This is a genomic window from Pseudomonas sp. S07E 245 (assembly GCF_019599025.1).
In the GTDB taxonomy this organism is placed as follows: domain Bacteria; phylum Pseudomonadota; class Gammaproteobacteria; order Pseudomonadales; family Pseudomonadaceae; genus Aquipseudomonas; species Aquipseudomonas shirazensis.
Map to the genome: position 1 here is coordinate 4,689,180 of NZ_CP080625.1, position 24,048 is coordinate 4,713,227.

Sequence of the window (24,048 nt, forward strand, 5' to 3'; positions counted from 1 at the left end):
TCGGCGAGGGTTGCTCGTGATTGTAAGTCCCCGTAATGCACCAAAGATCCCCGGCAATCGGTTGCGTACCGCCCTGGCGGCTGGCGTGGCCTTGGTCGGCCTGCTGAGCGCGGGTCAGCTGTGGGCATTCAACCTTGACGATGTCGCCGCCAAGGCGAAGGATCTGGCCGGTCAGAAGTACGAAGCACCGAAGAGCAATCTGCCGGCGGTGTTCCGTGACATGAAGTACGCCGACTACCAGAAGATCCGCTTCCTCCAGGAAAAGGCCGAGTGGGCTCAGGACAAGACCCCGTTCAAGCTGTCGTTCTATCACCAGGGCATGCACTTCGACACGCCGGTGAAAATCAACGAAGTCACTGCCTCCAAGGTTGAAGAGATCAAGTACGACGCCAGTCGTTTCGATTTCGGCGACGTGCCGCACGACGCCAAGACCGTGGAAAACCTCGGCTATGCCGGTTTCCGCGTGCTCTACCCGATCAACAAGGCTGACAAGCAAGACGAAATCATGACCTTGCTTGGCGCCAGCTACTTCCGCGTAGTCGGTAAGGGCCACGCCTACGGCCTTTCTGCACGTGGCCTGGCCATCGACACCGCGCTGCCGTCGGGTGAGGAATTCCCGCGTTTTACCGAATTCTGGGTCGAGAAGCCCAAGCCTGCCGACAAGCACCTGGTGATCTACGCCCTGCTTGATTCGCCGCGCTCCACCGGTGCCTACAAGCTGACCGTACGCCCGGGCAACGACACCATCGTCGACGTCAAATCGCGCATCTACCTGCGTGACCACGTCAGCCGTCTGGGCGTTGCACCGCTGACCAGCATGTATCTGTTCGGCCCTAACCAGCCGTCCAAAGTGCTCAACTACCGCCCAGCCCTGCACGACTCCGAAGGCCTGGCGATCCATGCAGCCAATGGTGAATGGCTGTGGCGTCCGCTGAACAACCCGCGCCACCTGGCCGTGAGCAACTTCAGCGTGGAAAACCCGCGTGGTTTCGGCCTGATGCAGCGCCACCGCGCCTTCAGCGACTATGAAGACCTCGACGACAACTACCAGAAGCGTCCAAGCGCCTGGATCGAGCCGCAAGGCGAATGGGGCAAGGGCACTGTCGATCTGGTCGAGATTCCGACCGCAGATGAAACCAACGACAACATCGTTGCCTTCTGGAGCCCGGAAACCCTGCCTGAGCCAGGCCAGTCAGCGGATTACAACTATCGCCTGCACTGGACCATCGACGAGGCCAAGTTCCAGGCCCCTGATCTGGGTTGGGTCAAGCAGACCCTGCGTTCCACCGGTGACGTCAAGCAGTCCAACCTGATCCGTCAGCCGGATGGCAGCGTAGCCTTCCTGGTCGATTTCGCAGGTCCCGTGCTTGCCGCTCTGCCTGAAGACAGCACCGTGCGCAGCCAGATCAGCGTTGGCGACAATGCCGAGGTGGTCGAGAACAACCTGCGCTACAACCCGGAAACCAAAGGCTGGCGCCTGACCCTGCGGTTGAAGATCCAGGATCCGAAGAAGTCCACCGAGATGCGTGCAGCGCTGCTGCAGGACGTCCCGGTAGAAGCGCCAAAACCGGCCAAGGACAGCAAGCATGCCAAGGCTGCGGCCAAGCATGCCAAGGCTGAAAAGCCTGCCGAGCAACCTGCTGCAGACGCGGCAGCCACCCCTGCGGCCCCGGCCACCACCGAGAAAGTGTTGACCGAGACCTGGACCTATCAGTTGCCTGCCGATGAGTAATTCGAACCTACGGCCAGTCTCGGTTGCCGAGTATCTGGCCCACCTGCCCCTGAGTGACGAGCAGCGCGCGCAACTGGCCGACTGCAACTCATTCAGCGAGCTGCACCAGCGTCTGGCGGCCGATCCGGCCGCCGGCTCTGCCGAGGCGTCGGTGGCTGCCCGCCTGACCGTCGGCAGTGCCGGCGAAATGGAAGAGGCCGAGATGCTCGGCGTTGACAGCAATGGCAACCTGAGCCTGAAGATCGCTCCGCCGATCACTCGCACCCGGGTGTTGCCAGAGCCATGGCGGACCAATGTGCTGGTGCGCATGTGGCGGCGCATGACCGGCCGCCCCAACGCCCCGCAACCACCCCAGCGCGAGCTGCCGGCGGCACGCTGGCGCTGGGTCGGCTCGATGCGCCGTTACATCCTGCTGACCTTGATGCTCGGCCAGACGATTGTTGCTGGCTGGTACATGAAGGGCATCCTGCCGTACCAGGGCTGGTCGTTCGTCGACCTTGACGAAGTGTTCAGCCAACCGCTGTGGGACACCGTGGTGCAGGTCTGGCCGTATGCCTTGCAGACCTCGATCCTGATCCTCTTCGGCATTCTCTTCTGTTGGGTTTCGGCCGGCTTCTGGACCGCCTTGATGGGCTTCCTGGAGTTGCTCACCGGGCGCGACAAGTACAAGATTTCCGGCAGCAGTGCCGGCAACGAGCCGATCGATGCCCAGGCGCGTACTGCGCTGGTCATGCCGATCTGCAACGAAGACGTGCCGCGGGTGTTCGCCGGCCTGCGCGCGACCTTCGAGTCGGTCGCCGCCTCTGGCAACCTCGACCGCTTCGACTTCTTTGTACTCAGCGACTCCAACGATCCGGATATCGCCGTGGCCGAGCAACAGGCCTGGCTTGAAGTGTGCCGCGAGGCCAAAGGCTTTGGCCGGATCTTCTATCGCCGCCGCCGCCGCCGCGTCAAACGCAAGAGTGGCAACCTCGACGACTTCTGCCGTCGCTGGGGCAGCGAGTACAAGTACATGGTCGTGCTTGACGCGGACAGCGTCATGAGCGGTGAATGCCTGAGCAGCCTGGTGCGCCTGATGGAGGCCAACCCGGACGCCGGTATCATCCAGACCGCGCCCAAGGCGTCGGGCATGGACACCCTGTATGCGCGTCTGCAGCAGTTCGCTACCCGCGTGTACGGCCCGCTGTTCACCGCTGGCCTGCACTTCTGGCAGCTGGGCGAATCGCACTACTGGGGGCACAACGCGATCATCCGCATGAAGCCCTTTATCGAGCACTGCGCGCTGGCGCCGTTGCCGGGTAAAGGTGCCTTTGCCGGCGCGATCCTCTCCCACGACTTCGTCGAAGCAGCGCTGATGCGCCGTGCCGGCTGGGGTGTGTGGATTGCCTATGACCTGGACGGCAGCTACGAAGAATTGCCACCCAACCTGCTCGACGAGCTCAAGCGTGACCGTCGCTGGTGCCACGGCAACCTGATGAACTTCCGCCTGTTCCTGGTAAAAGGCATGCACCCGGTGCACCGCGCGGTGTTCCTGACCGGGGTGATGTCGTACCTGTCCGCGCCGTTGTGGTTCTTCTTCCTGGTGCTGTCGACGGCGTTGCTGGCGACCAACACCTTGATGGAGCCGCAATACTTCGTTGAGCCGTTCCAGCTGTACCCGCTGTGGCCGCAATGGCACCCGGAGAAGGCCATTGCGCTGTTCTCCACCACGGTGGTGTTGCTGTTCCTGCCCAAGCTTTTGAGCATCATCCTGATCTGGGCCAAGGGCGCTACCGAATTCGGTGGGCGCTTCAAGGTGACCGTGTCGATGCTGATCGAGATGCTGTTCTCGATGCTGCTGGCGCCGGTACGGATGATCTTCCACACCCGCTTCGTGCTTGCCGCGTTCCTCGGCTGGGCAGCGACCTGGAACTCGCCGCAGCGTGATGACGACTCCACGCCGTGGAGCGAAGCGGTGCGTCGGCATGGTCCGCAGACCCTGCTCGGTGTGGCCTGGACGGTGCTGGTAGCCTGGCTCAACCCAAGCTTCCTGTGGTGGCTGGTGCCGATTGTTGGTTCGCTGATGCTGTCGATTCCGGTATCGGTGATTTCCAGCCGCGTGGGCCTCGGTCTGCGCGCCAAGGACGAGAAGCTGTTCCTGATTCCTGAGGAATACGCCACGCCAACCGAGCTGCTCGCCACTGACCAGTACACCCACGAGAACCGTTGGCATGCATTGAACGACGGCTTCGTGCGGGCTGTGGTCGACCCGCGGCAGAATGCGCTGGCCTGCGCCATGGGCACTGCCCGGCATGGCCAGTCGGCGGCGATCGAGGCACTGCGTGAAGAGCGCATCGCCAAGGCGCTGGAAGTCGGCCCGGCCGCGCTGGATGGCAATACGCGCCTGGCGCTGTTGAGCGACCCGGTCGCGCTGTCGCGTCTGCACGAGCGGGTCTGGGCTGGCGAAAATGCAGCCTGGATCGACGCCTGGCGCAGTTCGATCAACAGCGATCCGCATTCGCCGTTGTTGCCGTTGCATCCCGAGGGTGATGGGCAGCCGACGTTGGTCGGCGCCTGATACAACCCTGAGGGCCGCGCTGCGGCCCTTTTCGCGACACAAGGCCGCTCCTACAGGTACAGCGCGATCCCGTGTAGGAGCGGCCTTGTGTCGCGAAAAGGGCGCAGAACGCCCTCCAGGGCCCCCGAGATACGCATTCTTTTTGGCCAACAAAGTCCCCCCCAGCTCTAGGTCCCGAGCCGCGCATGCGTTAGCATCGCTTCCGGTATTCCGAGCAGGCCAGTACGGCCGTGCCAACAATAAGATTCGTACTCTTTCTTTGCTAGGGGACTTGGTGATGATGAAGAAATACCTGTCGCGACTGCTGGTCGGCGTCACGGCGCTGGTCGCGGTGACTGCGGCCCAGGCCGGCGCCATCGACGATGCGGTCAAGAGCGGCACCCTGCGGGTCGGTATGGACCCCACCTACATGCCGTTCCAGATGACCAACAAGCGTGGCGAGATCATCGGCTTTGAAGTCGATATCCTCAAAGCCATGGCCAAGTCCATGGGCGTCAAACTGGAGACCGTCTCCACCGCCTACGACGGCATCATCCCCGCTCTCCTGACCAACAAGTTCGACATGATCGGCAGCGGCATGACCCTGACTCAGGAACGCAACCTGCGCCTGAACTTCAGCGAACCGTTCATCGTGGTCGGCCAGACCCTGCTGATCCGCAAGGAGCTGGCGGGCGAGATCAAGTCGTACAAGGACCTGAACAGCGACAAGTACCGCATCACCTCCAAGCTCGGCACCACCGGCGAGATGGTTTCCAAGAAGCTCATCAGCAAAGCCAAGTACCACGGCTATGACAACGAGCAGGAAGCGGTCATGGACGTGGTCAACGGCAAGGCCGATGCCTTTGTCTACGACGCCCCTTACAACGTGGTGGCGGTCGAGAAGGCCGGCGCTGGCAAGCTGCTGTTCCTCGAAGAACCCTTCACCTACGAGCCACTGGCATTCGGCTTGAAGAAAGGCGACTACGACAGCATCAACTTCATCAACAACTTCCTGCACCAGATCAAGCACGACGGCACCTATGATCGGATCCACGACAAGTGGTTCAAGAACAAGGACTGGCTCAAGGAAATGGAATAAGGGCCCAGGCCACAAGCCCAGGCTTTGACCCCCGACGCGCAGGCAAACCCTGCGCGTTCGCATTTACGGAAGTACCCACGTGATCAAACACAAGAAAGCCCAGTGGCCCTGGCACGGGCTGACCGCGCTGGTGCTGGTCGGTCTGGCCATCAGCCTGTACCTCGCCACGTCGATGATGGCCTACGAGTGGCGCTGGAACCGCGTCCCGCAGTATTTCGCCTACCAGGCTGAAGAAGCCCAGCGCGCCGCCAGCTATGGCACGGTTGCCGAGATCGTAGTCCAGGGCGACAACGCACGCGTTACCCTCAAGGGTGAAGACGGCGAGCAGCAAGTACTGGACGTGGTCAAAGACAGCCTGCAACTGAGCCGCGGCGATGACGTTGCCGAAGGCGACCAGATCGGTGTCACCCGCCATTGGGCGGCCGGGCCGTTGGCCTGGGGCCTGTGGACCACGCTGTGGCTGTCGGTTGTGTCCGGGGCGCTGGGCTTGGTGATCGGCCTGTTTGCCGGGCTGTGCCGGTTGTCCAACAACCCGACCCTGCGCGATCTGTCGACGGTCTACGTCGAGCTGGTACGCGGCACGCCATTACTGGTGCAGATATTCATCTTCTATTTCTTCATCGGCACGGTGCTCAACCTCTCGCGCGAGTTCGCCGGGGTGGCCGCGCTGGCGCTGTTCACCGGCGCCTACGTGGCCGAGATCGTGCGTGCCGGGGTGCAGTCGATTGCCCGTGGGCAGAACGAAGCCGCGCGCTCGCTGGGCCTGAATGCCAGCCAGTCGATGCGCCATGTGATCCTGCCGCAAGCGTTCAAGCGGGTGTTGCCGCCGCTGGCCGGGCAGTTCATCAGCCTGGTCAAGGACACCTCGCTGGTCTCGGTGATCGCCATCACCGAACTGACCAAGAGCGGGCGCGAGGCGATCACCACCTCGTTCTCGACCTTTGAAATCTGGTTCTGCGTGGCAGGGCTGTACCTGCTGATCAACCTGCCGCTGTCGCACCTCGCCAGCCGGCTCGAGCGGAGGCTTGCGCAAAGTGATTGAAGTCCGTGATCTGTTGAAAGTGTTCGACACCCGCGGCCAGATGGTGCGCGCGGTGGATAACGTCAGTACCGGTGTAGCCAAGGGCGAAGTGGTGGTAGTACTGGGCCCGTCGGGCTCGGGCAAGTCGACCTTCCTGCGCTGCCTGAACGGCCTCGAGCACTTCGATGCCGGCCACGTGTCGATCAACGGCATACCGCTGGCCGACCCGAAAACCGACATCAATGCTTATCGCCGCGAAGTCGGCATGGTCTTCCAGCACTTCAACCTGTTCCCGCATATGACCGTGCTGGAGAATCTGTGCCTGGCGCAAAAGGTCGTGCGCAAACGCAACAAGGCCGAGCGTGAGGCCAAGGCACGGGCGTTGCTGGACAAGGTCGGGATTGCCGAAAAGGCCAACGAATTCCCGTCGCGGCTGTCCGGTGGCCAGCAGCAGCGCGTGGCGATTGCCCGCGCATTGGCGATGGAGCCGAAGGTGATGCTGTTCGACGAGCCGACCTCGGCGCTCGACCCGGAAATGGTCGGCGAGGTACTCGACGTGATGAAGACCTTGGCCAAAGAAGGCATGACCATGGTCTGCGTGACCCACGAAATGGGCTTTGCCCGCGAAGTGGCCGACCGCGTGCTGTTTTTCGATCATGGCAAGTTGCTGGAAGATTCGGCACCGGCGGCGTTCTTTGATTCGCCCAAAGACCCGCGCGCTCAGGCTTTCCTGCGCCAGGTGCTGTAAGTGCAGGGCCCGTCGCCAGCCGGACTGGCGACGGGCTCGGGTTACAGGCTGAAGCGACCGACCATGCTGCGCAGTTGCCGGCCCAGCTGCTCCAGCTCGCCGCTTGAGGCGGCGGTCTGCTCACTCGCCGCGCTGGTCTGATCGGACACATCACGTACGCTCAGCACGCTGCGGTTGATCTGCTCGGCGACCACGCTTTGCTCCTCGCTGGCAGTGGCGATCTGCTGGTTCATACCCTGAATATTGGACACCGTCTGGGTGATCTGGCCCAAGGCATCGCCGGCTTTGCGGCTCAGCTCGACGCTGCGCTCGGTGAGCTGCTTGCTGTCGTCGAGCAGTTGCGTGACCTGATCGGTACCGCTGTGCAGGTTGTCGATCAACTGCTCGATCTCTTCGGTCGACTGCTGGGTTCGTTGCGCCAGGCCGCGTACTTCGTCGGCAACCACGGCAAAGCCACGGCCCGCCTCGCCAGCTCGCGCTGCTTCGATGGCGGCGTTCAAGGCCAGCAGGTTGGTCTGGACCGATACTGACTTGATCACATCCAGAATACTGCCGATGCGCTGGCTCTCTGCCGCGAGGTGGTGCATGGCCTCCAGGCAGTGGTCCATCTGCGCGGCCAACTGCTCGATCTCAGCCACGGCCAGGGTCACTACCGCATCTCCCTGTTGCGCCTGCTGATCGGCACTGGTGGCCGCCTGTGCAGCGTGCTCGGCGTTCTGCGCGACCTCTTGCACAGTGGCGCTCATCTGGTTCATGGCCGTGGCGACCTGGTCGGTATCCTCCTTCTGCTGGTTGATCCGTGCCTTGGTGTCCTGGCTGGCGACAGCCAGTTGCGAGGCAGCGCTGGAGAGCTGGCCGACGCCCTGATCGATGCCGCCGATCAGCTCGCGCAGGCTCACGGTCATGTCGCGCATGCTGGCCTGCAGCTGGCCCAGCTCGTCGCGCCGCTCAACCGTGTCCAGCTGGCTGAGGTCGCCGCGGGCAATACGCGCGGCCTGGGCCAGGGTCTGGCGCAGGGGCTGGATGATCTGGCCGGTGATCAACCAGGCGGCGATTACCCCGACCACCAAGGCCAACAAGGCGACGCTGGTCAGCAGCGAGCGGTCTTCAACCGCCTCATGGTCGCGCTGCTCGATCTTCTGCTTGGCCAGGGCAACGCTGGCGGCGCTCAGCTGGTCGCCGAGTTTCTCCATGTTGTCGTGCAGTTGCTCCACCTCGATCGCAGCGCTGCGGTACTGCTCGAGGCTGCTGCGATAGCGCGCCAGCTCGGTGCCTGGCCGCTCCCTCAGGGCGCGCGGCAGGCCCAACGGTGCAAGGGCACCGCGCAATTGCGCAAGCGTACTGTCGGCGGCGGCCAACACCGAGTCGCCGACCTTGGCGAAGGCCTCCAGCGGCGAGTAGGTATAGGCCGGCAGCAGGCTTTGCTGGTTGGCACCCTCGACATGCCGCGAAAAGCTGTCCATGAGGCTGATCAGGTTGCTCTGTTGGCCATCGGCCGAGAGCTTGAGCAGGGTCTGGTTCTGCAACTCGTCGATGGCCTCACCCAGCGTGTGTTCCTGCTGCTGCATACCGACGCGCAGCTGGCCGCGTTTGGCCACGGCTTGCTGGAGCAGGCCGAAGTCTTCGCGCAGGCGCCTGAGCTGATCCAGTTTTTGCGTGAGCAGCTGGCGTGACTGGTCGACTGAGCTGCGTTGCTGGAGGGTGGCGAGCATGCTCTCGAGCTGCTCGATGATGGCGCTGATGCGCGTCCTGCTGGTCTCGTCGGCGAGCACCCGGTAGGTGATCCGCTCTGCGCGCAAGTCCTTGCTCAGGTCATTGATGCGGGTGATTTCGCTGAGCTGTTGCGAGCGACTGATGGCGCCGTCGAGGGCGTTCCAGCCACTTATTGTGGTGGCCAGGGTAAGCAGCAGCACCACGCTGAAGCCCAGCGCCAACTTGAGCCTGACGCTCAGGTTGCCGAGCGTGCGATTGATAAAGCCGAACATGGCATACCTCCGTCCATTCAAGATGACCACGGACTGTGGCCATGCCTGCTCATCGGCGCGGAGGTTGTAGGACTTGACCTGCAAATCCTGTAGGAAAGTTCACTGCGCTGCCTAGGAAAATTCCTAGGCCGCACGCAGTTCGGCTGCTCGTCTAGAGCCGGAAGCGCCCCACCAGGCTCTGCAGGTGGGTGCCCAGGCGCGCCAGCTCGACGCTGGAGCTGGCGGTCTCTTCACTGGCTGCCGAGGTTTGGTCGGAGATATCGCGCACGTTCATCACGCTGCGGTTGATCTCTTCGGCGACCGCGCTCTGCTGCTCGGCGGCAGTGGCAATCTGCTGGTTCATGGCCTGGATCGACGACACCGTGCGGGTGATCGTCTCCAGCGAACCGCCAGCACGGCGGGTCAGCTCGACGCTGCTCTCGGTCAGGTCGCGGCTGGCGTCCATCACGCTGGCTACACGCTGAGTACCGCTCTGCAGGCCGGCGATCAGCGCTTCGATCTCTTCGGTCGACTGCTGTGTGCGCTGGGCCAGGCTGCGCACTTCGTCGGCTACTACCGCAAAGCCGCGCCCGGCCTCACCGGCGCGGGCGGCCTCGATGGCGGCGTTGAGGGCGAGCAGGTTGGTCTGCTGAGCCACTGCCTTGATCACATCGAGCACGCTGCCGATCTTGTCGCTTTCGCCCTTGAGCTGATTCATCGCTTCGCTGGAGTTGTTCACCTCGCTGGCCAGACGCTCGATCTGAGCGATGGCTTCGCCGACCACGCGATCACCTTCACGGGCCTGCTGGTCGGCTGCCAGGGCCGCCTCGGAGGCCTGTTCGGCGTTGCGCGCAACTTCATGTACGGTGGCGGCCATTTCGTTCATGGCGGTGGCGACCTGATCGGTCTCGACCTTTTGATTGTTGACCCCGGCGCTGGTCTGCTCGGTGACTGCCGACAGCTCTTCAGCCGCACTGGCGATCTGGGTGACGCCGTCGCCGATACCGCCGATCAACTCGCGCAGGCTCACGGTCATGCGCTGCATGCTTGCCTGCAACTGGCCGAGTTCATCGCGACGGTCGATCTGCAGGTTCTGGCTGAGGTCGCCGCTGGCTACCCGTTCGGCTGCGGTCAGGGTGTAGCGCAGTGGCACAACAATCTGGCGGGTGATGGCCCATGCCGCGATCAGGCCGAGCAACAGGGCCAACGCGGTGGCGCCGGCGAGCAGGGTCTTGGCTTGCTGGGTGCCTTGGTCGCGCACCTCGGTTTGCGAACTGCTCATCTGCTTGCTGGTGTCGATCAGCACAGCGCCTTGCTCGGTCATGCGCTGCAGTGCCTGCTCGGCGGCGGTCTGGGCACTGGCAAACTGATTGACCGCATCGCGGTAGGCGGCCAGCGCTGTGGAGGCGTCATCCAGGCCTGCGGCATATTCAGCCGGCAGCTTGGTCGGCAGCGCGTTGAGCACGGCCAAGGCCTGGTCGATGGCCGTCAGAGCGGTCTGTTGGAATTCAGGTTTACCGCTGTAGGTGTAACCGCGCACCTGGAAGCGTGCCTGCTGCAGCAGGGCGCTGACCTCGACCGCGTGTTGGTACTGGTTGACATCGCCGGCCGCTAGCAGGCGCTGCTGGACCTGGCTGATCAGCGCAGCGGCCTTGTCGGCACTGTCGCCGAGCACGCTGCGGCTGGCATCGCGTCGCTGGCCGGCCTGGCGGATGTCAGCAAAGGCTTGCTGGTATTGACGCACCGCCTCACGTTGCTGCTCCAGGCGCTGTAGGTCGGCAGGTTGCTCAATTTGGCCGAGCATCAATTGCACCTGACGGTCCAGGTTGCCCAAGGCTGTTTCCAGCGCGGCGACGCCTTTCTCGTCGCGGTCACGCTCATATTGCTGGCGAGCGATGCGCAGTTCCTGGGTGTACTGATGGATCACCGAGATGTTGCCCAGCGTGTCACCGCGCGAGGTAACGCCGTTGATGCCGGACCAGCCGGTCAAGGTGATTGCCAGGGTCAGCAACAGGACCAGGCCAAAACCAAAGCCGAGCTTGCGGCTGACACTCATATTTCCCAGAGACTGGGCAACCCACTGGAACATGTTCGACTCCCCCGGCGTTGGCGCTGCAGATTTTTTCTTGTGCTGCTCAGGGCATCGGCCTTGGCTGGGGAAACTTGACGGAAAAGTTCTGACCGATCAGTCAGAAAATGCGCGAGAGCAGGGCAGTGACGGCAGTCTCGACCCGCAGGATGCGTGCACCCAACTGCACCGGTTGCAGGCCTGCTTTGGCCAGCAAGTCGACTTCATAGGGGATCCAGCCGCCTTCCGGGCCGATTGCCAGGGTGACCGGCTGCTGCACGGCGCGAGGGCAGGCCGGGTAGTCGCCGGGGTGGCCGACCAGACCCAAGGTGTCGGCGGCGATGGCCGGTAGCCGGTCTTCGACGAACGGCTTGAAGCGCTTCTCGATGATGATTTCCGGCAGCACCGTGTCGCGCGCCTGTTCCAGGCCGAGGATAAGGTTTTCGCGGATTGCCTCGGGGGTGAGAAACGGCGTTTGCCAGAAGCTCTTCTCGACCTTGTAGCTGTTGAGCAGGATCAGCCGTGGCACGCCGAGGGTGGCGATGGTCTGGAACAGCCGGCGGAGCATCTTCGGCCGCGGTACGGCGAGGATCAGGGTCAACGGCAGCTTGGCCGGTGGCTGCTGATCAAAGCTGACCTGCAGCTCCGCTTCGTGCCCCTCCAGGCGAACCACGCTGGCTTGGCCCATCAGCCCGTTTATCTGACCCACGCGCAGGTTGTCGCCCACTGCAACGCGATGAATCTCCTGCATGTGGGTGAAGCGCCGATCAGCCAGCACGACGCGGTCGGCCGCGATGAAGTCGGCCTGTTCAAGCAGCAGCAGGTTCATGGCTGGGTCGCTGGCGGCTGGTCTTCCGGATCGTCGGCAGCGGGTTCATCGAGCGGGCCACGCTTGCGGATCAGGCCACCACAGAGCACGCCGATTTCGAACAGCAACCACATCGGTACGGCCAGCAGGGTCTGCGAAAAGATATCCGGCGGAGTCAGGACCATGCCGACCACGAAGCAACCGATGATCACGTAGGGGCGGATCTTGCGCAGGTATTTGACGTCGACCACGCCGATCCACACCAGCAACACCACCGCCACCGGGATCTCGAAGGCCACGCCAAAGGCGAAGAACAAGGTCATGACGAAGTCGAGGTAGCTGGCGATGTCGGTCATCATCGACACCCCTTCCGGGGTGGCGCTGGCGAAGAAGCCGAAGATCAGCGGGAATACCAGGAAGTAGGCGAAAGCCATGCCGGCATAGAACAGCACGATGCTCGACACCAGCAGCGGGATCGCGATGCGTTTCTCATGGCGATACAGGCCCGGTGCGATGAAACCCCAGATCTGGTGGAGGATCACCGGGATCGCCAGGAACAGCGAAACGATCATGGTCAGCTTGAACGGCGTCAGGAACGGCGAGGCCACGTCAGTGGCGATCATCGTCGCGTTGGCCGGCAGGTGGTCGCGCAGCGGCGCCGAGACCAGGGTGTAGATCTGCTGGGCAAACGAGAACAGCCCGGCAAAGATCAGGAAGATCACCGCGATACAGCGCAGCAGGCGTGTCCGCAGTTCGGTCAGGTGCGAGACCAGCGGCATCGGCTGGTCGTGGTCCGGTCTATCGCTCATGGGGCTCGTGGCGTCTGGGGCGGCTCAGGGATGGCGGCCGGGGCAACAGGCGTGCTCGGCTCGGCGGGCACTGCAGTAGGGGCCTGCACGGCGGCTGGTGGCTCTGCCAGCGGCACGGTCGGCGCGCCAGCGTCTACCGGCGGTTGGGCTGGCTTGGGTGGCTCTGCCTGTGGGTTGAGAATGCGCCGGGCCTCCTGCTCCATCGACAGGATGTGCTCGTTGTGCAGCTGACGGCGGATGTCGTCGGCGCCGATTTCGCGCTCGACTTCCATCTTGATGCTGTTGAAGCTGCGCTTGAGCCGGCCAATCCACAGCCCCGCCGTACGCGCGGCGCCGGGCAGGCGCTCGGGGCCGAGCACCACCAGGGCGACCAGGCCGACGAGCAGCAACTCGCTGAAGCTGATGCCGAACATGGGTCAGTCTTTCCGCTGCTGCTCTTGGGCCGGCTGGGCCTGGCCCTCGAGGGTGGTGTGCGGTTGAGTCAGCGGCGCTGTGGTATGCGGCTGTTGGGTTGGCGGCACTGGCTGCACCGGCGGCGGGGTCTGCTCGGCAGGTTTGTGCTCTTCATCGCTCATGGCCTTGCGGAAGCCCTTGATCGACTCACCGAGGTCACCACCGAAGTTTTTCAGCTTCTTGGTGCCGAACACCAGGACCACCACGACCAGCAGGACGATCCAGTGTTTCCAGTCAAAAATACCCATTTTGTACTCCTGAAAAAGGTGTGTCGGCTTCGCCAATACGCTCCTTGTACAGGAGCGGCCTTGCCGGGGCGCCGGATCGGTCGGAACAGGCTGCAAGGCAGCCCCATCAATCAGTGCATCACTATCAGGCCGAAGGCTGCCGCGCTGCCTTCTCATCATGCCCGGACAAACCAAAGCGGCGGTCCAGCTCATCCAGCACCGCCTGCGGATGTTGCCCCAGTGCCGAAAGCATCACCAGGCTATGGAACCACAAGTCAGCCGTTTCGTAGATGACATCACTGCAGTCGCCGCTGTGCGCAGCGTCCTTTGCAGCAATAATGGTCTCGACCGACTCTTCACCGACCTTCTCGAGGATCTTGTTCAAACCCTTGTGATAGAGGCTGGCAACGTAGGAGCTGTCCGGGGCCGCGCCTTTGCGGGCCTCCAGTACTTCGGCAAGACGGGTCAGGGTATCGCTCATGTCAGTGGCCTGCGCGGTAAATTGCATCGGGATCTTTCAAAACCGGGTCGACGCTGACCCATTGGCCATTTCCGAAGACGCGGTAGAAGCAGCTTTCGCGGCCGGTGTGGCAAGCGATCTGGCCCAGCTGCTCGACCATCAGAATGATCACATCGGCGTCGCAGTCCAGGCGCATCTCGTGCAGCTTCTGCACATGGCCGGACTCCTCACCCTTGCGCCACAGCTTGCCACGCGAGCGCGACCAGTAGATAGCACGGTTTTCGGCGGCCGTCAGAGCCAGCGCTTCGCGGTTCATCCAGGCCATCATCAGCACCCGACCGCTTTTATGGTCCTGGGCAATTGCCGGCACCAGGCCATCGCTGTCCCACTTGATCTCGTCCAGCCAGTCTTTCATCGTCGACTCCAAAACCGGGCCCGCTTCGCTATCGGGCCTGTTGCATTAGTGTGCCAGCCAGCAGCGTGGCTGGCTATCGGCGTACCACCAGGTACAGCCCGGCGCTGAGCATCAGCCAGGCCGGCCACGCCGCTGGCGCACCCAGGCTGACGGCGCCCGTGGCAAGGATGGCGCCACCAGCGAGCAGGCCGGCACCGAGCAGGCGCAGCGCCCATTGATCACCGTTACGACGGCGCTGGGGCATCTGCGGGTCGTGCAGGTGCGGTTGCGACAGGCGCTCGAGCAGGTCGCGGGTCATGTCGGCCAGGTGCGGCAGTTGCTCGGCCTGACTGTAGATATTGCCCAGTACCGCCTTGGGGCTCATGCGCTCGCGCATCCAGCGCTCCAGAAACGGCTTGGCCGTGCTCCACAAGTCCAGATCCGGGTACAGCTGACGGCCCAGGCCTTCGATGTTGAGCAGAGTCTTTTGCAGCAGGACCAATTGCGGCTGGACTTCCATGTTGAAGCGCCGCGCGGTCTGGAACAGGCGCATCAGCACCTGGCCAAACGAGATGTCCTTCAGCGGCTTCTCGAAGATCGGCTCGCACACGGTGCGGATCGCGGCTTCGAATTCATTGACCTTGGTATGCGCCGGGACCCAGCCGGAGTCGATGTGCAGCTCTGCTACACGGCGATAATCACGGCGGAAGAAGGCGATCAGGTTGCGCGCCAGGTAGTCCTGGTCTTCGGCGGTGAGGCTGCCGACGATCCCGCAGTCGATGGCGATGTACTGCGGGCTCCATGGCTTGACCGTGCTGACGAAGATGTTGCCTGGGTGCATGTCGGCATGGAAGAAACTGTCGCGGAACACCTGGGTGAAGAACACCTCGACGCCACGCTCGGCCAGCAGCTTCATGTCGGTGCGCTGGTCGGCCAGGGCCACCATGTCGGTGACCGGCACGCCATAGATGCGCTCCATCACCAGCACCTTGGGCCGGCACAGGTCCCAATACACTTGCGGCACGTACATCAGATCGGAGCCTTCGAAGTTGCGCCGCAGCTGGCTCGAGTTGGCCGCCTCGCGGAGCAGGTCGAGCTCGTCATAAATGGTTTTTTCGTAGTCGCCGACCACTTCCACCGGGTGCAGGCGGCGGGCATCGGCGGACAACCGCTCGGCGCCCTTGGCGATCAGGAACAGCCAGGCCAGGTCCTGGGCGATGATCGGCTTGAGGCCAGGGCGCACCACCTTGACCACTACCTCTTCGCCGGTCTTCAGGCGTGCGCTATGGACCTGGGCGACCGAGGCCGAGGCCAGTGGCTCGACGTCGAAGCGGCTGAACACTTCGCTGACCTTGGCGCCCAGTTGCGCTTCGATCAGCGCCACTGCCTGTTGCGGGTCGAATGGCGGTACGCGGTCCTGCAGCAACATCAGCTCGTCGGCGACGTCGCTTGGCAGCAGATCGCGGCGGGTCGACAGCAACTGGCCGAACTTGATGAAGATCGGACCCAGGTCCTGCAGCGCCAGGCGCACCCGTGCGCCTCGGCTGAGCGGCGAGGGCTTGCGTGGCAGCCAGCGCCAGGGCATGAGCAAACGCAGGCTCATCAGCCACCAGGGCAGCGGTTGCTCGAACAGAATGTCATCGAGGCGGTAGCGAATCACTACACGCTGGATACGAAACAGGCGGCGGACGGCGAGCAACTTCATGCGTTATCGCTGGTATCAAGGGATCGGGCAAGGCGGCGGATGCGCGCCTCGAGGCGTTCGACATCGACCTTGACGCTGTCGAGCTCGCTGAATGCGGCCTCGGCTTCGCGGCGGCCGACCAGGGTACGGGATTCTTCGGCAAGGTACTCGGAGAGGTTCTGGCTGAAGCGCGCCAGGCCCTGCCGGGTCCAGCGTGCACGCAGGCGCAGGTGGCCGGCGAGCAGGGCGGTGGGCACCGGGCCCAGCCAACGCGACAGCTCGTACTCCCAGTCCAGCTCGAGGTCTTGCAGCACGGCCACCAGGTCGAGCAACACGGCGCTGTCACCGTGCAGCTGCACCTGCGGGCTGTGCAGTACAGCGGTCTTGTCCTTGGCCAGGGCCAACTGGACCAGGCTACTGGCCGGTGCGCGCAGGGTGCAGTCGGCCTCGTTTTCCCAATGCGCAGCCAGCAACAGGCCATCTTCATCGGGCAGGATGTACAGCTGCAGGGCCGGCTGCAGACAGTCGATGGCGATCACCTTGCCTTCCAGCGCGGCCAGCCGCGGCAAGGCCGTACTGTCCAGACGCAGGACGCGGTTGAGGCCATGCTCGACGCTGGCGAGCAGCCCGGCCAGCAACATCAGGGTTTGATCCCCCGGTGCACGGCGACGATACCGCTGGTCATGTTGTGATAGGTGACGCGGTCGAAACCGGCATCGACCATCATCGCCTTCAGCGTTTCTTGATCGGGGTGCATGCGGATCGACTCGGCCAGGTAACGGTAGCTTTCCGAGTCATTGGTGATCAGCTTGCCGGCCAGCGGCATGAAGGCGAACGAGTAGGCGTCGTAGGCCTTGGACATCAGCTTGCTGGTCGGCTTGGAGAACTCCAGCACCAGCAGGCGACCACCGGGCTTGAGTACGCGCAGCATGGAGCGGATGGCATCGTCCTTGTGAGTGACGTTGCGCAGGCCGAAGGCGATGGTCACGCAGTCGAAGTGGTTGTCCGGGAACGGCAGCTTTTCCGCGTCGGCCTGGACGAATTCGATGTTGCCGGCCACGCCACGGTCGAGCAGGCGGTCACGGCCGACCTTGAGCATCGACTCGTTGATGTCGGCCAGCACGACCTGGCCAGTAGGGCCGACCAGGCGCGAGAACTTGGCTGCCAGATCACCTGTGCCACCGGCGATATCCAGCACCCGGTTGCCACTGCGCACACCGGACAGCTCGATGGTGAAGCGCTTCCACAGGCGGTGCATGCCGCCCGACAGCACGTCGTTCATCAGGTCGTATTTGGCGGCTACGGAGTGGAAAACCTCGGCGACTTTCTTCGCTTTCTGGCTTTCTGGCACATCTTTGTAGCCGAAATGAGTGGTGGGTTCGGCGTGTTCGCCTTTGCGCTGGTCGTTCATATCGCATCACCGGAAAAAAGTATCGCCATTCTAGGGGCAATGGGCGGATTTGTCTTGGCGGGGTGTGCCCTCGGGCAGGGGCGGGCATAATGGCGCCATTGTCTTTATATCCAGGATTGCCCGCATGACCCAGATCAGCGTTGAACGCAAACACGCCCTCGGCCGCGAAGCCGCCCGCGCCAAGGCCGAAGCGCTGGTCGACAAACTGACCCGCGAATATGGCCTGGAGGCCAACTGGCAGGGTGATCGGGTCGAAGTTTCGCGCAGCGGCGCCAAGGGCAGCGTCGAAATCGGCGACGACCTGATCCGCGTTCAATTGAAGCTGGGCATGATGATGTCGATGATGAGCGGCACCATCAAGGGCGAGATCGAACGGGCATTGGACAAGGCCTTGGCCTGAGCCTCCAGTCTTGAGGCATGTGCCGCCTCTGTGGGAGCGGCCTTGCGTCGCGATGGGCTGCGCAGCCGTCCCAGTACAGCTGCGCTCAGTGAGGCGTGCTAGGGGGCGGAAAACGGGAACAGGTCTTCGATCTGCTCCAGGCGTAGATCCCCGCGGTAGATGCGCACCCGCTCCGCCGGGTTGACTGTGCGCTGCAGTTGTTCTTCCCGGCTCATCGCGCGTGGCTCCCAGAACTTCAGGTGGCCTTTGGCAAACGCGCGTGGCGCGGCTTGTGCGCTGGAGTAATGGAAGTGCGCTTCCCATAGCTGCTGGTGCGGCATCGTGCGGTTGATGGCGTAGACATCCAGGTAATCCTTGTCCTTGAGCCGTTTACGCAGCGTGGTCGGCACGCGTTGGATCTGTACCTCGCCTTGCGCCACCAGAAAGTGCAACGCCTGGCTGTCAGGGTGGCGGGTATCAAGGTAGGCCTGCGTCAGCAGGCGGCGCTTTTCACTTTGCATTTGCCCGATGGCCTCACGCAGTTGGGTGGCAAGCGCCTGCTCCTGGCCGGCTTCAAGCTGCGTGGCAATGCCGTCCATGTCCTGGATGTGCCAGTCCAGCAGGTCGGCGAGGCTGTTGGGCTCGTTCAGGTAGCGGGCGGCCAGTGCGAGCCTGGCGTCCTTGCGCGCCAGCAGGCTTGAGCCAACACGGCGCAGGTAGGCGTTACCGGGCGGGGTCGGCGCGGCTTTGGCCGCCTCGGCCCATTGGCCGTCACGCTGCTCGTAGTGGCTGACTGCCTGGTCGGTGAGCGGATCATGCTGGACTGCAAGCGTTCCTTGATCGTTTTGCTCGGCGAGCAGCGGCTTGCCGCGAGCGGTGCGGATCAAACGACGGTTGCCCGGTCGTTCCCTGTGGGTCATCGGCACAACTGGCGGCGTGGCGCCACTGTCGTTGTCGCGCAGGGTGTTGCTCAATTGCTCGACGGTCAGTGCTTCCAGTTGGGAAAGCTCGCGGATGTAGTCCTCGACCCTGGGCTTGTCCACCGCAGGCTCGTCGAGCGACAACAGTTCGTGGGCCTTGCCCAGCGAGGCGCGGTATTCGCGCAATGCGTTGTCCAGCACCTCCACCCTCTCCGCGGGTTCCAGGGCGGTGCCTTCGAGGCTGTCATGGCTGAGCATGGCCTGATGAAAGTCACTGCTGCGAAGACCCGCCTGCAGGCGCAGCACTGCTTCAAAACTCTCGGGCTCCAGACGCGTCCTGTCGATCACCAACTGGGCGAGATCGCTGAAGATCTGTCCACGCACCATGAGGGTCGAATAGGTGCGATACGCAACCGCCTTGCTCATCTTTTCCTGCTGGTTCTCGAACTGGATTCGGTGGTCGGCGTAGATCATGCGGATGTTGGCGTCGAGCCTTTCGCTGACGGTGAGCATACGCTGGTGGGTGGTGAGGGCCTCGGCGACAGTGCGGCGAAACGTGGTGGCTAATTCGATCTCTGCTGGCTCGACAGGAAGGCGTGCGAGCTCCCGTGATTGCTGACTGAGAGAGTCGTAATCGGTCAGCTCCAGTAACCGATGATAAAGGTACTGATCGTTGTTTATGGATTGCTCATACCATTGATTGAGGGCCCGACGGGCGCGAGCCTCAGGGTCCATGCGCTGGTACTGCGGTTCGCCGAGTTCAGTGAAAAGCGCAATATTGGACTCGATCAGCACGGACTGTTTCTCGAAAATGGAGGCCATTATTCCGAGGATGGGGCGGTGTTGCTTGCGCTGCCCATGCAGGTTTTCCAGACGGATACGCAGATCATCCGGGAGCGCTGCGCGCGCATCAGGCGGCAGTTTTTCCATGTCGCTTCGAAAAGCTGCGGCTTCTTGATCATAGGCGCTGAGCAACTGCGCATTGCGTTCTGCGAGCGGTGCCAGCTTGGTCAGCTCGCTGTCGTTGTTGCGGCGACGCTGCTGCAGCGCGTTGAAATGGTCCACTTTCTCTGCGACCGCCTGGCGCCTGCTTTTCGGCATCCCGCCGGCCAGCCTCAGGTCGAGCCGCCACTCGCCGTTCCAGCGGGTGATCCAGGGGCCCTGGGCACGTTCGCGATCAGGCAGGTAGTAACCGTCCGGCGCGCCGCCCCACTGTCCCGACCACTCACTCTGGCTCTGCTCGGGGCCGACGATGCGGACACCGGCAAAGGTCTCCTGGACTTCGTAGGGCTCGTGGTCGAGCGCCACATAGTGACGTTCATTCACCTTGAACAGGCCGCGCAGGCGGCCGTGCGGCTCGGCGCTGTGCCCGGCGAGGGAGATCCTTGCGCGCAGGCCGGCCAGCGTCTCACGTTGCGCCGCGGTCAAATGGCCAAGGCCTTGCCCACCCTGCCAACCACTCACCCGCAAAGGTGCCGGACGGCCTTGGTCGACGGGGTCCTGCCAGGGCGCCGGAGAGGGTTCCTCACGGTTGAGCGTGGCGCCGGGTTCGTGCGGTCTGGGCCCTTCGAGACGTGGCTTGAGCGGTGTGGACAGTGTGTCCGTTTGCGCCCCGCTGGCATGACCGTGAACCAGCAGCATGGCCAGGTTGGTCAGCACGTCAGTGACAGCCAGGGCCTTCTCTTCAGGCGTACCCCGCTCCAGCGCGGCGAGGTCATCCTTGAGTGCCACCAGGCTGATGATCAGCCAGGCCACTGACGCGGCTGGACCGCGTAGCACCGATGCGACCGTGTTGAAGGCGAGCCAGGCCAGTTGACTGATCAGTGCCCAGCGTTGTTGAGCGTTGGAGACGCTTTGCCTGGACGCCAGCACCAGCAGGGCCTTGCCGCGGGCCTGGAACATGTGCTGGTCAAGATCGCCCTGCCAGGCGCTGAAGCGCACCCTTGCCGGCTGGCGCAATCGACTCAGCAGTGCATCCAGCATGTCTGCAGGGGCCAGCAGGTGCGCCAGTTCAGAAAGATTGCGGTGCAGGTGCGGTCGCTGGAAGCCACCGTCTTCATAGATCGCGCGAGCGTCGTCGTCCATCCAGTCCAGCATGTCTTGCTGCAGGGGCTGATCGGCGAGAACGCTGTCCATCAGATGCTCGAGGTCGTCGAATTCGCGTACGACCTGCTCGTTGCAAAGCGCCCGGTAAAGCACCCAAGGCCCGTTCGCCTGGAGCCGGATCAGGAACATGCCCTGGACCTCATTGGCCGCAGCCGCTTGCGGCGCACAGAGAAATGCCAGCGGGGCCATGGCGTGGACGCTGGAGCGATCCCCGGGCCGGTCACAGAAATCGGCCAACGCCTGCCAGCTGCGGTCCCGCAACTGGCCAGCGATCTTCGCCTGGAGGGCTCCGAGCAGCAGATGGCTGCGCCATTCGCGGGCGTGCAGCCGCACCCGGTGGGCCGTGTTGCGGGCATCCTGCAGCGCGGCGTTGACGTACCCCGGGTAGCGACCGCCGATGTCGACTGTCCGTATCAACCTGTCGACATACTCAGGAGTCAGCCATTGAGGCGGTTGCGAGCCGTCGGCCAGAAGAATGCCGGTCACCGCTTCATGCTCGCCGACCTGCAGGCGGGTAATGGCCAGCGCGGTGAGCGACTCGGTTCTGTGGTATTGAAGATCGAAGGTCAGCGAAGAGGTCTGCACCCTTTGGGCAATGCTCGCCAGCACCTGGTCTGGCTGTAACAGCCTCCCCTGGGGATGATCCGCGTGCATCTGTTCACGCAGGCAGCGTGAGGCGTATTGGTTGAGGTCTTCGATATCACCCCACGAGGTCTCGCCTTTGGCCAAGGCTTGGCTGGCGGCTAACTGGAGCATGGCCGTCTGGTACTGGAAACGATCGCCCGCGCTGGCCTGGGCCAGCCAGCCCGGTACTTCGATGGTGGGTTGGGCCGCTGGCGGCCACGGCTGATCGAGAAAGCCGGCCGCAGGGTCACTGAGCAGGCTCAGCGCCGCTTCAAGTTCACGCGGGGTAGCGATATCGGCCAGTCGCAGGCGGCCAATCTCATCGAGGATGCCATTGAGCAGCTGGCGGGCCTGATGTGCGAACGTATCCTCCTCCAGCGGCGCCTTCGCCCACACCATCGATTCGAAGTGATACCGCTGTGCCAATTCGTCGCGCAGGGCGCAGGCGAGGGCGGACAGGTCGTGGTAACCGTGCACGGTGCCGGTGGGCTTGCACCAGAGCAGCAAGTCACGATCGGCGTGGCGTGCACAGAGCAACGTGCTGCTGAGTGAGAGGCAGTGCTCGACCCCCGCGCTGTTCAGCCTGACCTGCAGGGCATGGCACACCAGGCCATCGCTGCGGCCCTCGAGCAAGCCGTACAGCACGCTCTTCTCGGCGTCGCCGAGGCCCTGGCGCTGGATGTTGGCCAGCAGGTTTGCTTTCAATAACTGTTGCATCCAGCGCAGAGCGGAGATTTCCGAATCGCCTTCGCGGGCGTTCCAGAAGCCGATCTGGGCTTGCTGGAAACTGTCGATCACGCAGGCCAGCAGGGCGTCGAAATCCTGGTTGAGGTCGGCCATGCGCAGATCGATCTCTGGCTGGCCTGGCCCGGCTTGCTGCGGGTGAAACACCTGTCCCGTTGCCAGGCTGAGCTGATCGGTCGGCGCCAACGCCATGCGCTTTCCGCTGAGCAGGTGGGCGATCAGCGTGTCGACCAGCGGGCTTTGCCCAGGCCCTGCGCCGGGGGCTTGGGCGTGGATAATGCCGAAGCCTTCGAGCGATTCGAGCTGAGGGTAGCTGGTACGAATCCACGGATAGCGCCTGGCAAGCGTCTCCAGGCCTTCGTGGGCAATGACCTGGCGCAGGCTGGGGCGGTTGGCGAAGCGCGCCGCGACGAGGCGTTGGATCGAAGCGATGGGCGTTGGGGCGGCAAGCGGCATGGTGCAGGTCTCCAGTGCGAAAGGAGCTCGTACGCTAGGCCAGCGGCGGTGGTGGCCTGCGGTAAATACATCAAACGTGGGCCTGGTCGTTGCGGTTGCGTCGCTTAGGGTGAGAATTCTAATTTTTCTGCATACCGTTGTGCTCAAGCCCGAAGTCCGTGGGCAGTTCCTCCATCCCCTATGAGCGAGAGGTGCAGAGCATGGCCAAGATCAATCTGAAGAAAAAAGACGACGCCCAAGGCACGCTGGACGAAGTGCGTAACTATGCGCGCAGAGTCTGGCTGGCAGGCCTGGGCGCCTATGCCCGAGTCGGCCAGGAGAGCACCGACTACTTCAAGGAGCTGGTCAAGGCTGGCGAAGGCGTCGAGAAGCGTGGCAAGAAAGTCATCGACAAAAAGCTCGATGCCGCCAACGAGCAGATCGATGAAGCCGGTGAAGAAGTCAGCCGCGTACGTGGCAAGGTTGAAGTTCAACTCGACAAAATTGAAAAAGCTTTTGATGCGCGTGTCGCGCGTGGCTTGAATCGCCTCGGCATTCCGTCTAAACATGACGTTGAGGCGTTGTCCATCAAGTTGGAACAACTCCACGAGTTGCTCGAGCGTGTCGCGCGCAAACCATAAGGAGAGCAGGATGGCTGGCAAGAAGAATATCGATAAAGAAGGCGGCTCCTGGATCGGCGGAATCGAGAAGTACTCCCGCAAGATCTGGTTGGCTGGCCTGGGTATCTACTCCAAGGTCGATCAGGACGGCCCCAAGCTGTTTGATTCGTTGGTCAAGGACGGCGAAAAAGCCGAGAAGCAGGCGAAGAAGACCGTTGATTCGGCAGCTGATGAAGCCAAGTCGGCAACCTCTTCGCGCGTTGCCGACGTCAAGGAGCGCGCGCTGGGCAAGTGGGGCGAGTTGGAAGAAGCCTTCGACAAGCGCCTCAACAGTGCTATCTCGCGCCTCGGTGTACCGAGCCGCAACGAGATCAAGGCGCTGCACCAGCAGGTCGACACGCTGACCAAGCAGATCGAGAAGCTGACTGGCGCGTCGGTGACGCCGGTGTCCAAGGCGGCCGCGAGCAAATCTGCTGCAAAACCGTTGGCCAAAGCAGCCGCCAAAACCGCCGGCGCCAAGCCTGCAGGCAAAACGGCAGCCGCCAAACCAGCGGCTAAAACCGCAGCGGCCAAGCCTGTAGCCAAGCCGGCGGCCAAGTCTGTAGCTGCCAAGCCTGCGGCGAAACCGGCAGTGGCCAAGGCAGCGGCAGCGAAGAAGCCTGCGCCGAAGAAAGCGCCGGCCAAACCGGCAGCCAGCGCCGCTCCGGCCGCTACCGCAGCACCCGCATCTGCCGCGGCTCCGGGCAGCAGCACGCCGTCGGCACCAACGGGTACCGATACCCTGATCTGATAACGCGTCGTCTTCT

20 protein-coding genes and 2 pseudogenes are annotated in these 24,048 nt (G+C 63.2%); 8 read left to right on the forward strand and 14 right to left on the reverse strand.

Translation table 11 applies throughout. From position 1 onward, the window contains the following. The first annotated feature begins 16 nt into the window (after positions 1–16). From K3F44_RS21590 to K3F44_RS21610, 5 genes are all read left to right on the forward strand, one after another. Complete coding sequence (locus K3F44_RS21590; RefSeq protein WP_259407007.1) at positions 17–1,732, forward strand: glucan biosynthesis protein G; 1,716 nt, start codon at positions 17–19, stop codon at positions 1,730–1,732. After that, positions 1,725–4,289: a glucans biosynthesis glucosyltransferase MdoH gene (mdoH, locus tag K3F44_RS21595; RefSeq protein WP_220632933.1), complete on the forward strand. Its 2,565-nt coding sequence runs from the start codon at positions 1,725–1,727 to the stop codon at positions 4,287–4,289. Before K3F44_RS21590 ends, mdoH begins: the two co-directional genes overlap by 8 nt. A gap of 280 nt (positions 4,290–4,569) precedes the next feature. Further along, on the forward strand, positions 4,570–5,367 hold the full coding sequence (locus K3F44_RS21600; protein WP_101322924.1) for a transporter substrate-binding domain-containing protein: 798 nt from the start codon (positions 4,570–4,572) through the stop codon (positions 5,365–5,367). A gap of 79 nt (positions 5,368–5,446) precedes the next feature. Next, the gene (locus K3F44_RS21605) at positions 5,447–6,409 is read left to right on the forward strand and encodes an amino acid ABC transporter permease (RefSeq protein WP_150571204.1); all 963 of its coding nucleotides are present in this window, start codon (positions 5,447–5,449) and stop codon (positions 6,407–6,409) included. Further along, entirely contained in the window at positions 6,402–7,136 is a 735-nt protein-coding gene (locus K3F44_RS21610; protein ID WP_101322925.1) for an amino acid ABC transporter ATP-binding protein, read from the forward strand. The genes K3F44_RS21605 and K3F44_RS21610 overlap by 8 nt, the downstream gene beginning before the upstream one ends. Before the next feature lie 41 nt (positions 7,137–7,177). On the opposite strand, the gene K3F44_RS25185 is transcribed toward K3F44_RS21610, so the two are convergent. From K3F44_RS25185 to ubiE, 13 genes and pseudogenes are all read right to left on the reverse strand, one after another. Then, on the reverse strand, positions 7,178–8,050 hold the full coding sequence (locus K3F44_RS25185) for a methyl-accepting chemotaxis protein (protein ID WP_371918906.1): 873 nt from the start codon (positions 8,048–8,050) through the stop codon (positions 7,178–7,180). Beyond that, positions 8,033–9,121: pseudogene (locus tag K3F44_RS25190) on the reverse strand (methyl-accepting chemotaxis protein); the annotation flags it as partial. The pseudogene K3F44_RS25190 and the gene K3F44_RS25185, both read right to left, overlap by 18 nt. A gap of 151 nt (positions 9,122–9,272) precedes the next feature. Further along, positions 9,273–10,145, reverse strand: coding sequence for a methyl-accepting chemotaxis protein (locus K3F44_RS25195; protein ID WP_371918907.1), 873 nt, complete (start codon positions 10,143–10,145; stop codon positions 9,273–9,275). Then, positions 10,128–11,189: pseudogene (locus K3F44_RS25200) on the reverse strand (methyl-accepting chemotaxis protein); the annotation flags it as partial. The gene K3F44_RS25195 and the pseudogene K3F44_RS25200, both read right to left, overlap by 18 nt. Before the next feature lie 100 nt (positions 11,190–11,289). Beyond that, the gene (locus K3F44_RS21625; RefSeq protein ID WP_101315675.1) at positions 11,290–11,997 is read right to left on the reverse strand and encodes a 16S rRNA (uracil(1498)-N(3))-methyltransferase; all 708 of its coding nucleotides are present in this window, start codon (positions 11,995–11,997) and stop codon (positions 11,290–11,292) included. Beyond that, entirely contained in the window at positions 11,994–12,785 is a 792-nt protein-coding gene (gene tatC, locus K3F44_RS21630; RefSeq protein ID WP_101315677.1) for a twin-arginine translocase subunit TatC, read from the reverse strand. Before tatC ends, K3F44_RS21625 begins: the two co-directional genes overlap by 4 nt. Continuing rightward, positions 12,782–13,198, reverse strand: a complete 417-nt coding sequence (gene tatB / locus K3F44_RS21635; protein WP_101315679.1) for a Sec-independent protein translocase protein TatB — start codon at positions 13,196–13,198, stop codon at positions 12,782–12,784. Before tatB ends, tatC begins: the two co-directional genes overlap by 4 nt. Positions 13,199–13,201: 3 nt before the next feature. Continuing rightward, positions 13,202–13,486, reverse strand: a complete 285-nt coding sequence (locus tag K3F44_RS21640) for a twin-arginine translocase TatA/TatE family subunit (RefSeq protein ID WP_220632936.1) — start codon at positions 13,484–13,486, stop codon at positions 13,202–13,204. 124 nt (positions 13,487–13,610) lie between these two features. After that, entirely contained in the window at positions 13,611–13,946 is a 336-nt protein-coding gene (locus K3F44_RS21645; protein ID WP_101315683.1) for a phosphoribosyl-ATP diphosphatase, read from the reverse strand. Position 13,947: 1 nt separating this feature from the next. Then, positions 13,948–14,340: a phosphoribosyl-AMP cyclohydrolase gene (gene hisI, locus K3F44_RS21650; protein ID WP_220632937.1), complete on the reverse strand. Its 393-nt coding sequence runs from the start codon at positions 14,338–14,340 to the stop codon at positions 13,948–13,950. A 73-nt stretch (positions 14,341–14,413) separates the two neighbouring features. After that, on the reverse strand, positions 14,414–16,024 hold the full coding sequence (gene ubiB / locus K3F44_RS21655) for a ubiquinone biosynthesis regulatory protein kinase UbiB (RefSeq protein WP_101315687.1): 1,611 nt from the start codon (positions 16,022–16,024) through the stop codon (positions 14,414–14,416). Beyond that, on the reverse strand, positions 16,021–16,644 hold the full coding sequence (locus K3F44_RS21660) for an SCP2 domain-containing protein (protein ID WP_220632938.1): 624 nt from the start codon (positions 16,642–16,644) through the stop codon (positions 16,021–16,023). Before K3F44_RS21660 ends, ubiB begins: the two co-directional genes overlap by 4 nt. Beyond that, positions 16,644–17,414 carry a bifunctional demethylmenaquinone methyltransferase/2-methoxy-6-polyprenyl-1,4-benzoquinol methylase UbiE gene (ubiE, locus tag K3F44_RS21665; RefSeq protein WP_101315691.1) on the reverse strand — a complete coding sequence of 257 codons (771 nt, stop codon included), beginning with the start codon at positions 17,412–17,414 and terminating at the stop codon, positions 16,644–16,646. The genes K3F44_RS21660 and ubiE overlap by 1 nt, the downstream gene beginning before the upstream one ends. Before the next feature lie 124 nt (positions 17,415–17,538). On the opposite strand from ubiE, the gene K3F44_RS21670 reads away from it, so the two are divergent. After that, complete coding sequence (locus K3F44_RS21670) at positions 17,539–17,814, forward strand: polyhydroxyalkanoic acid system family protein (RefSeq protein ID WP_101315693.1); 276 nt, start codon at positions 17,539–17,541, stop codon at positions 17,812–17,814. Positions 17,815–17,912: 98 nt separating this feature from the next. Here K3F44_RS21670 and K3F44_RS21675 read toward each other — a convergent pair whose 3' ends face one another. Further along, positions 17,913–22,790 carry a DUF6543 domain-containing protein gene (locus tag K3F44_RS21675; protein ID WP_220632939.1) on the reverse strand — a complete coding sequence of 1,626 codons (4,878 nt, stop codon included), beginning with the start codon at positions 22,788–22,790 and terminating at the stop codon, positions 17,913–17,915. 53 nt (positions 22,791–22,843) lie between these two features. Here K3F44_RS21675 and K3F44_RS21680 point away from each other — a divergent pair, with 53 nt between their 5' ends. Both K3F44_RS21680 and K3F44_RS21685 read left to right on the forward strand, forming a co-directional pair. Further along, on the forward strand, positions 22,844–23,263 hold the full coding sequence (locus tag K3F44_RS21680; RefSeq protein ID WP_101322926.1) for a phasin family protein: 420 nt from the start codon (positions 22,844–22,846) through the stop codon (positions 23,261–23,263). 10 nt (positions 23,264–23,273) lie between these two features. Beyond that, positions 23,274–24,032, forward strand: a complete 759-nt coding sequence (locus K3F44_RS21685) for a phasin family protein (RefSeq protein WP_220632940.1) — start codon at positions 23,274–23,276, stop codon at positions 24,030–24,032. Positions 24,033–24,048 lie beyond the last annotated feature (16 nt).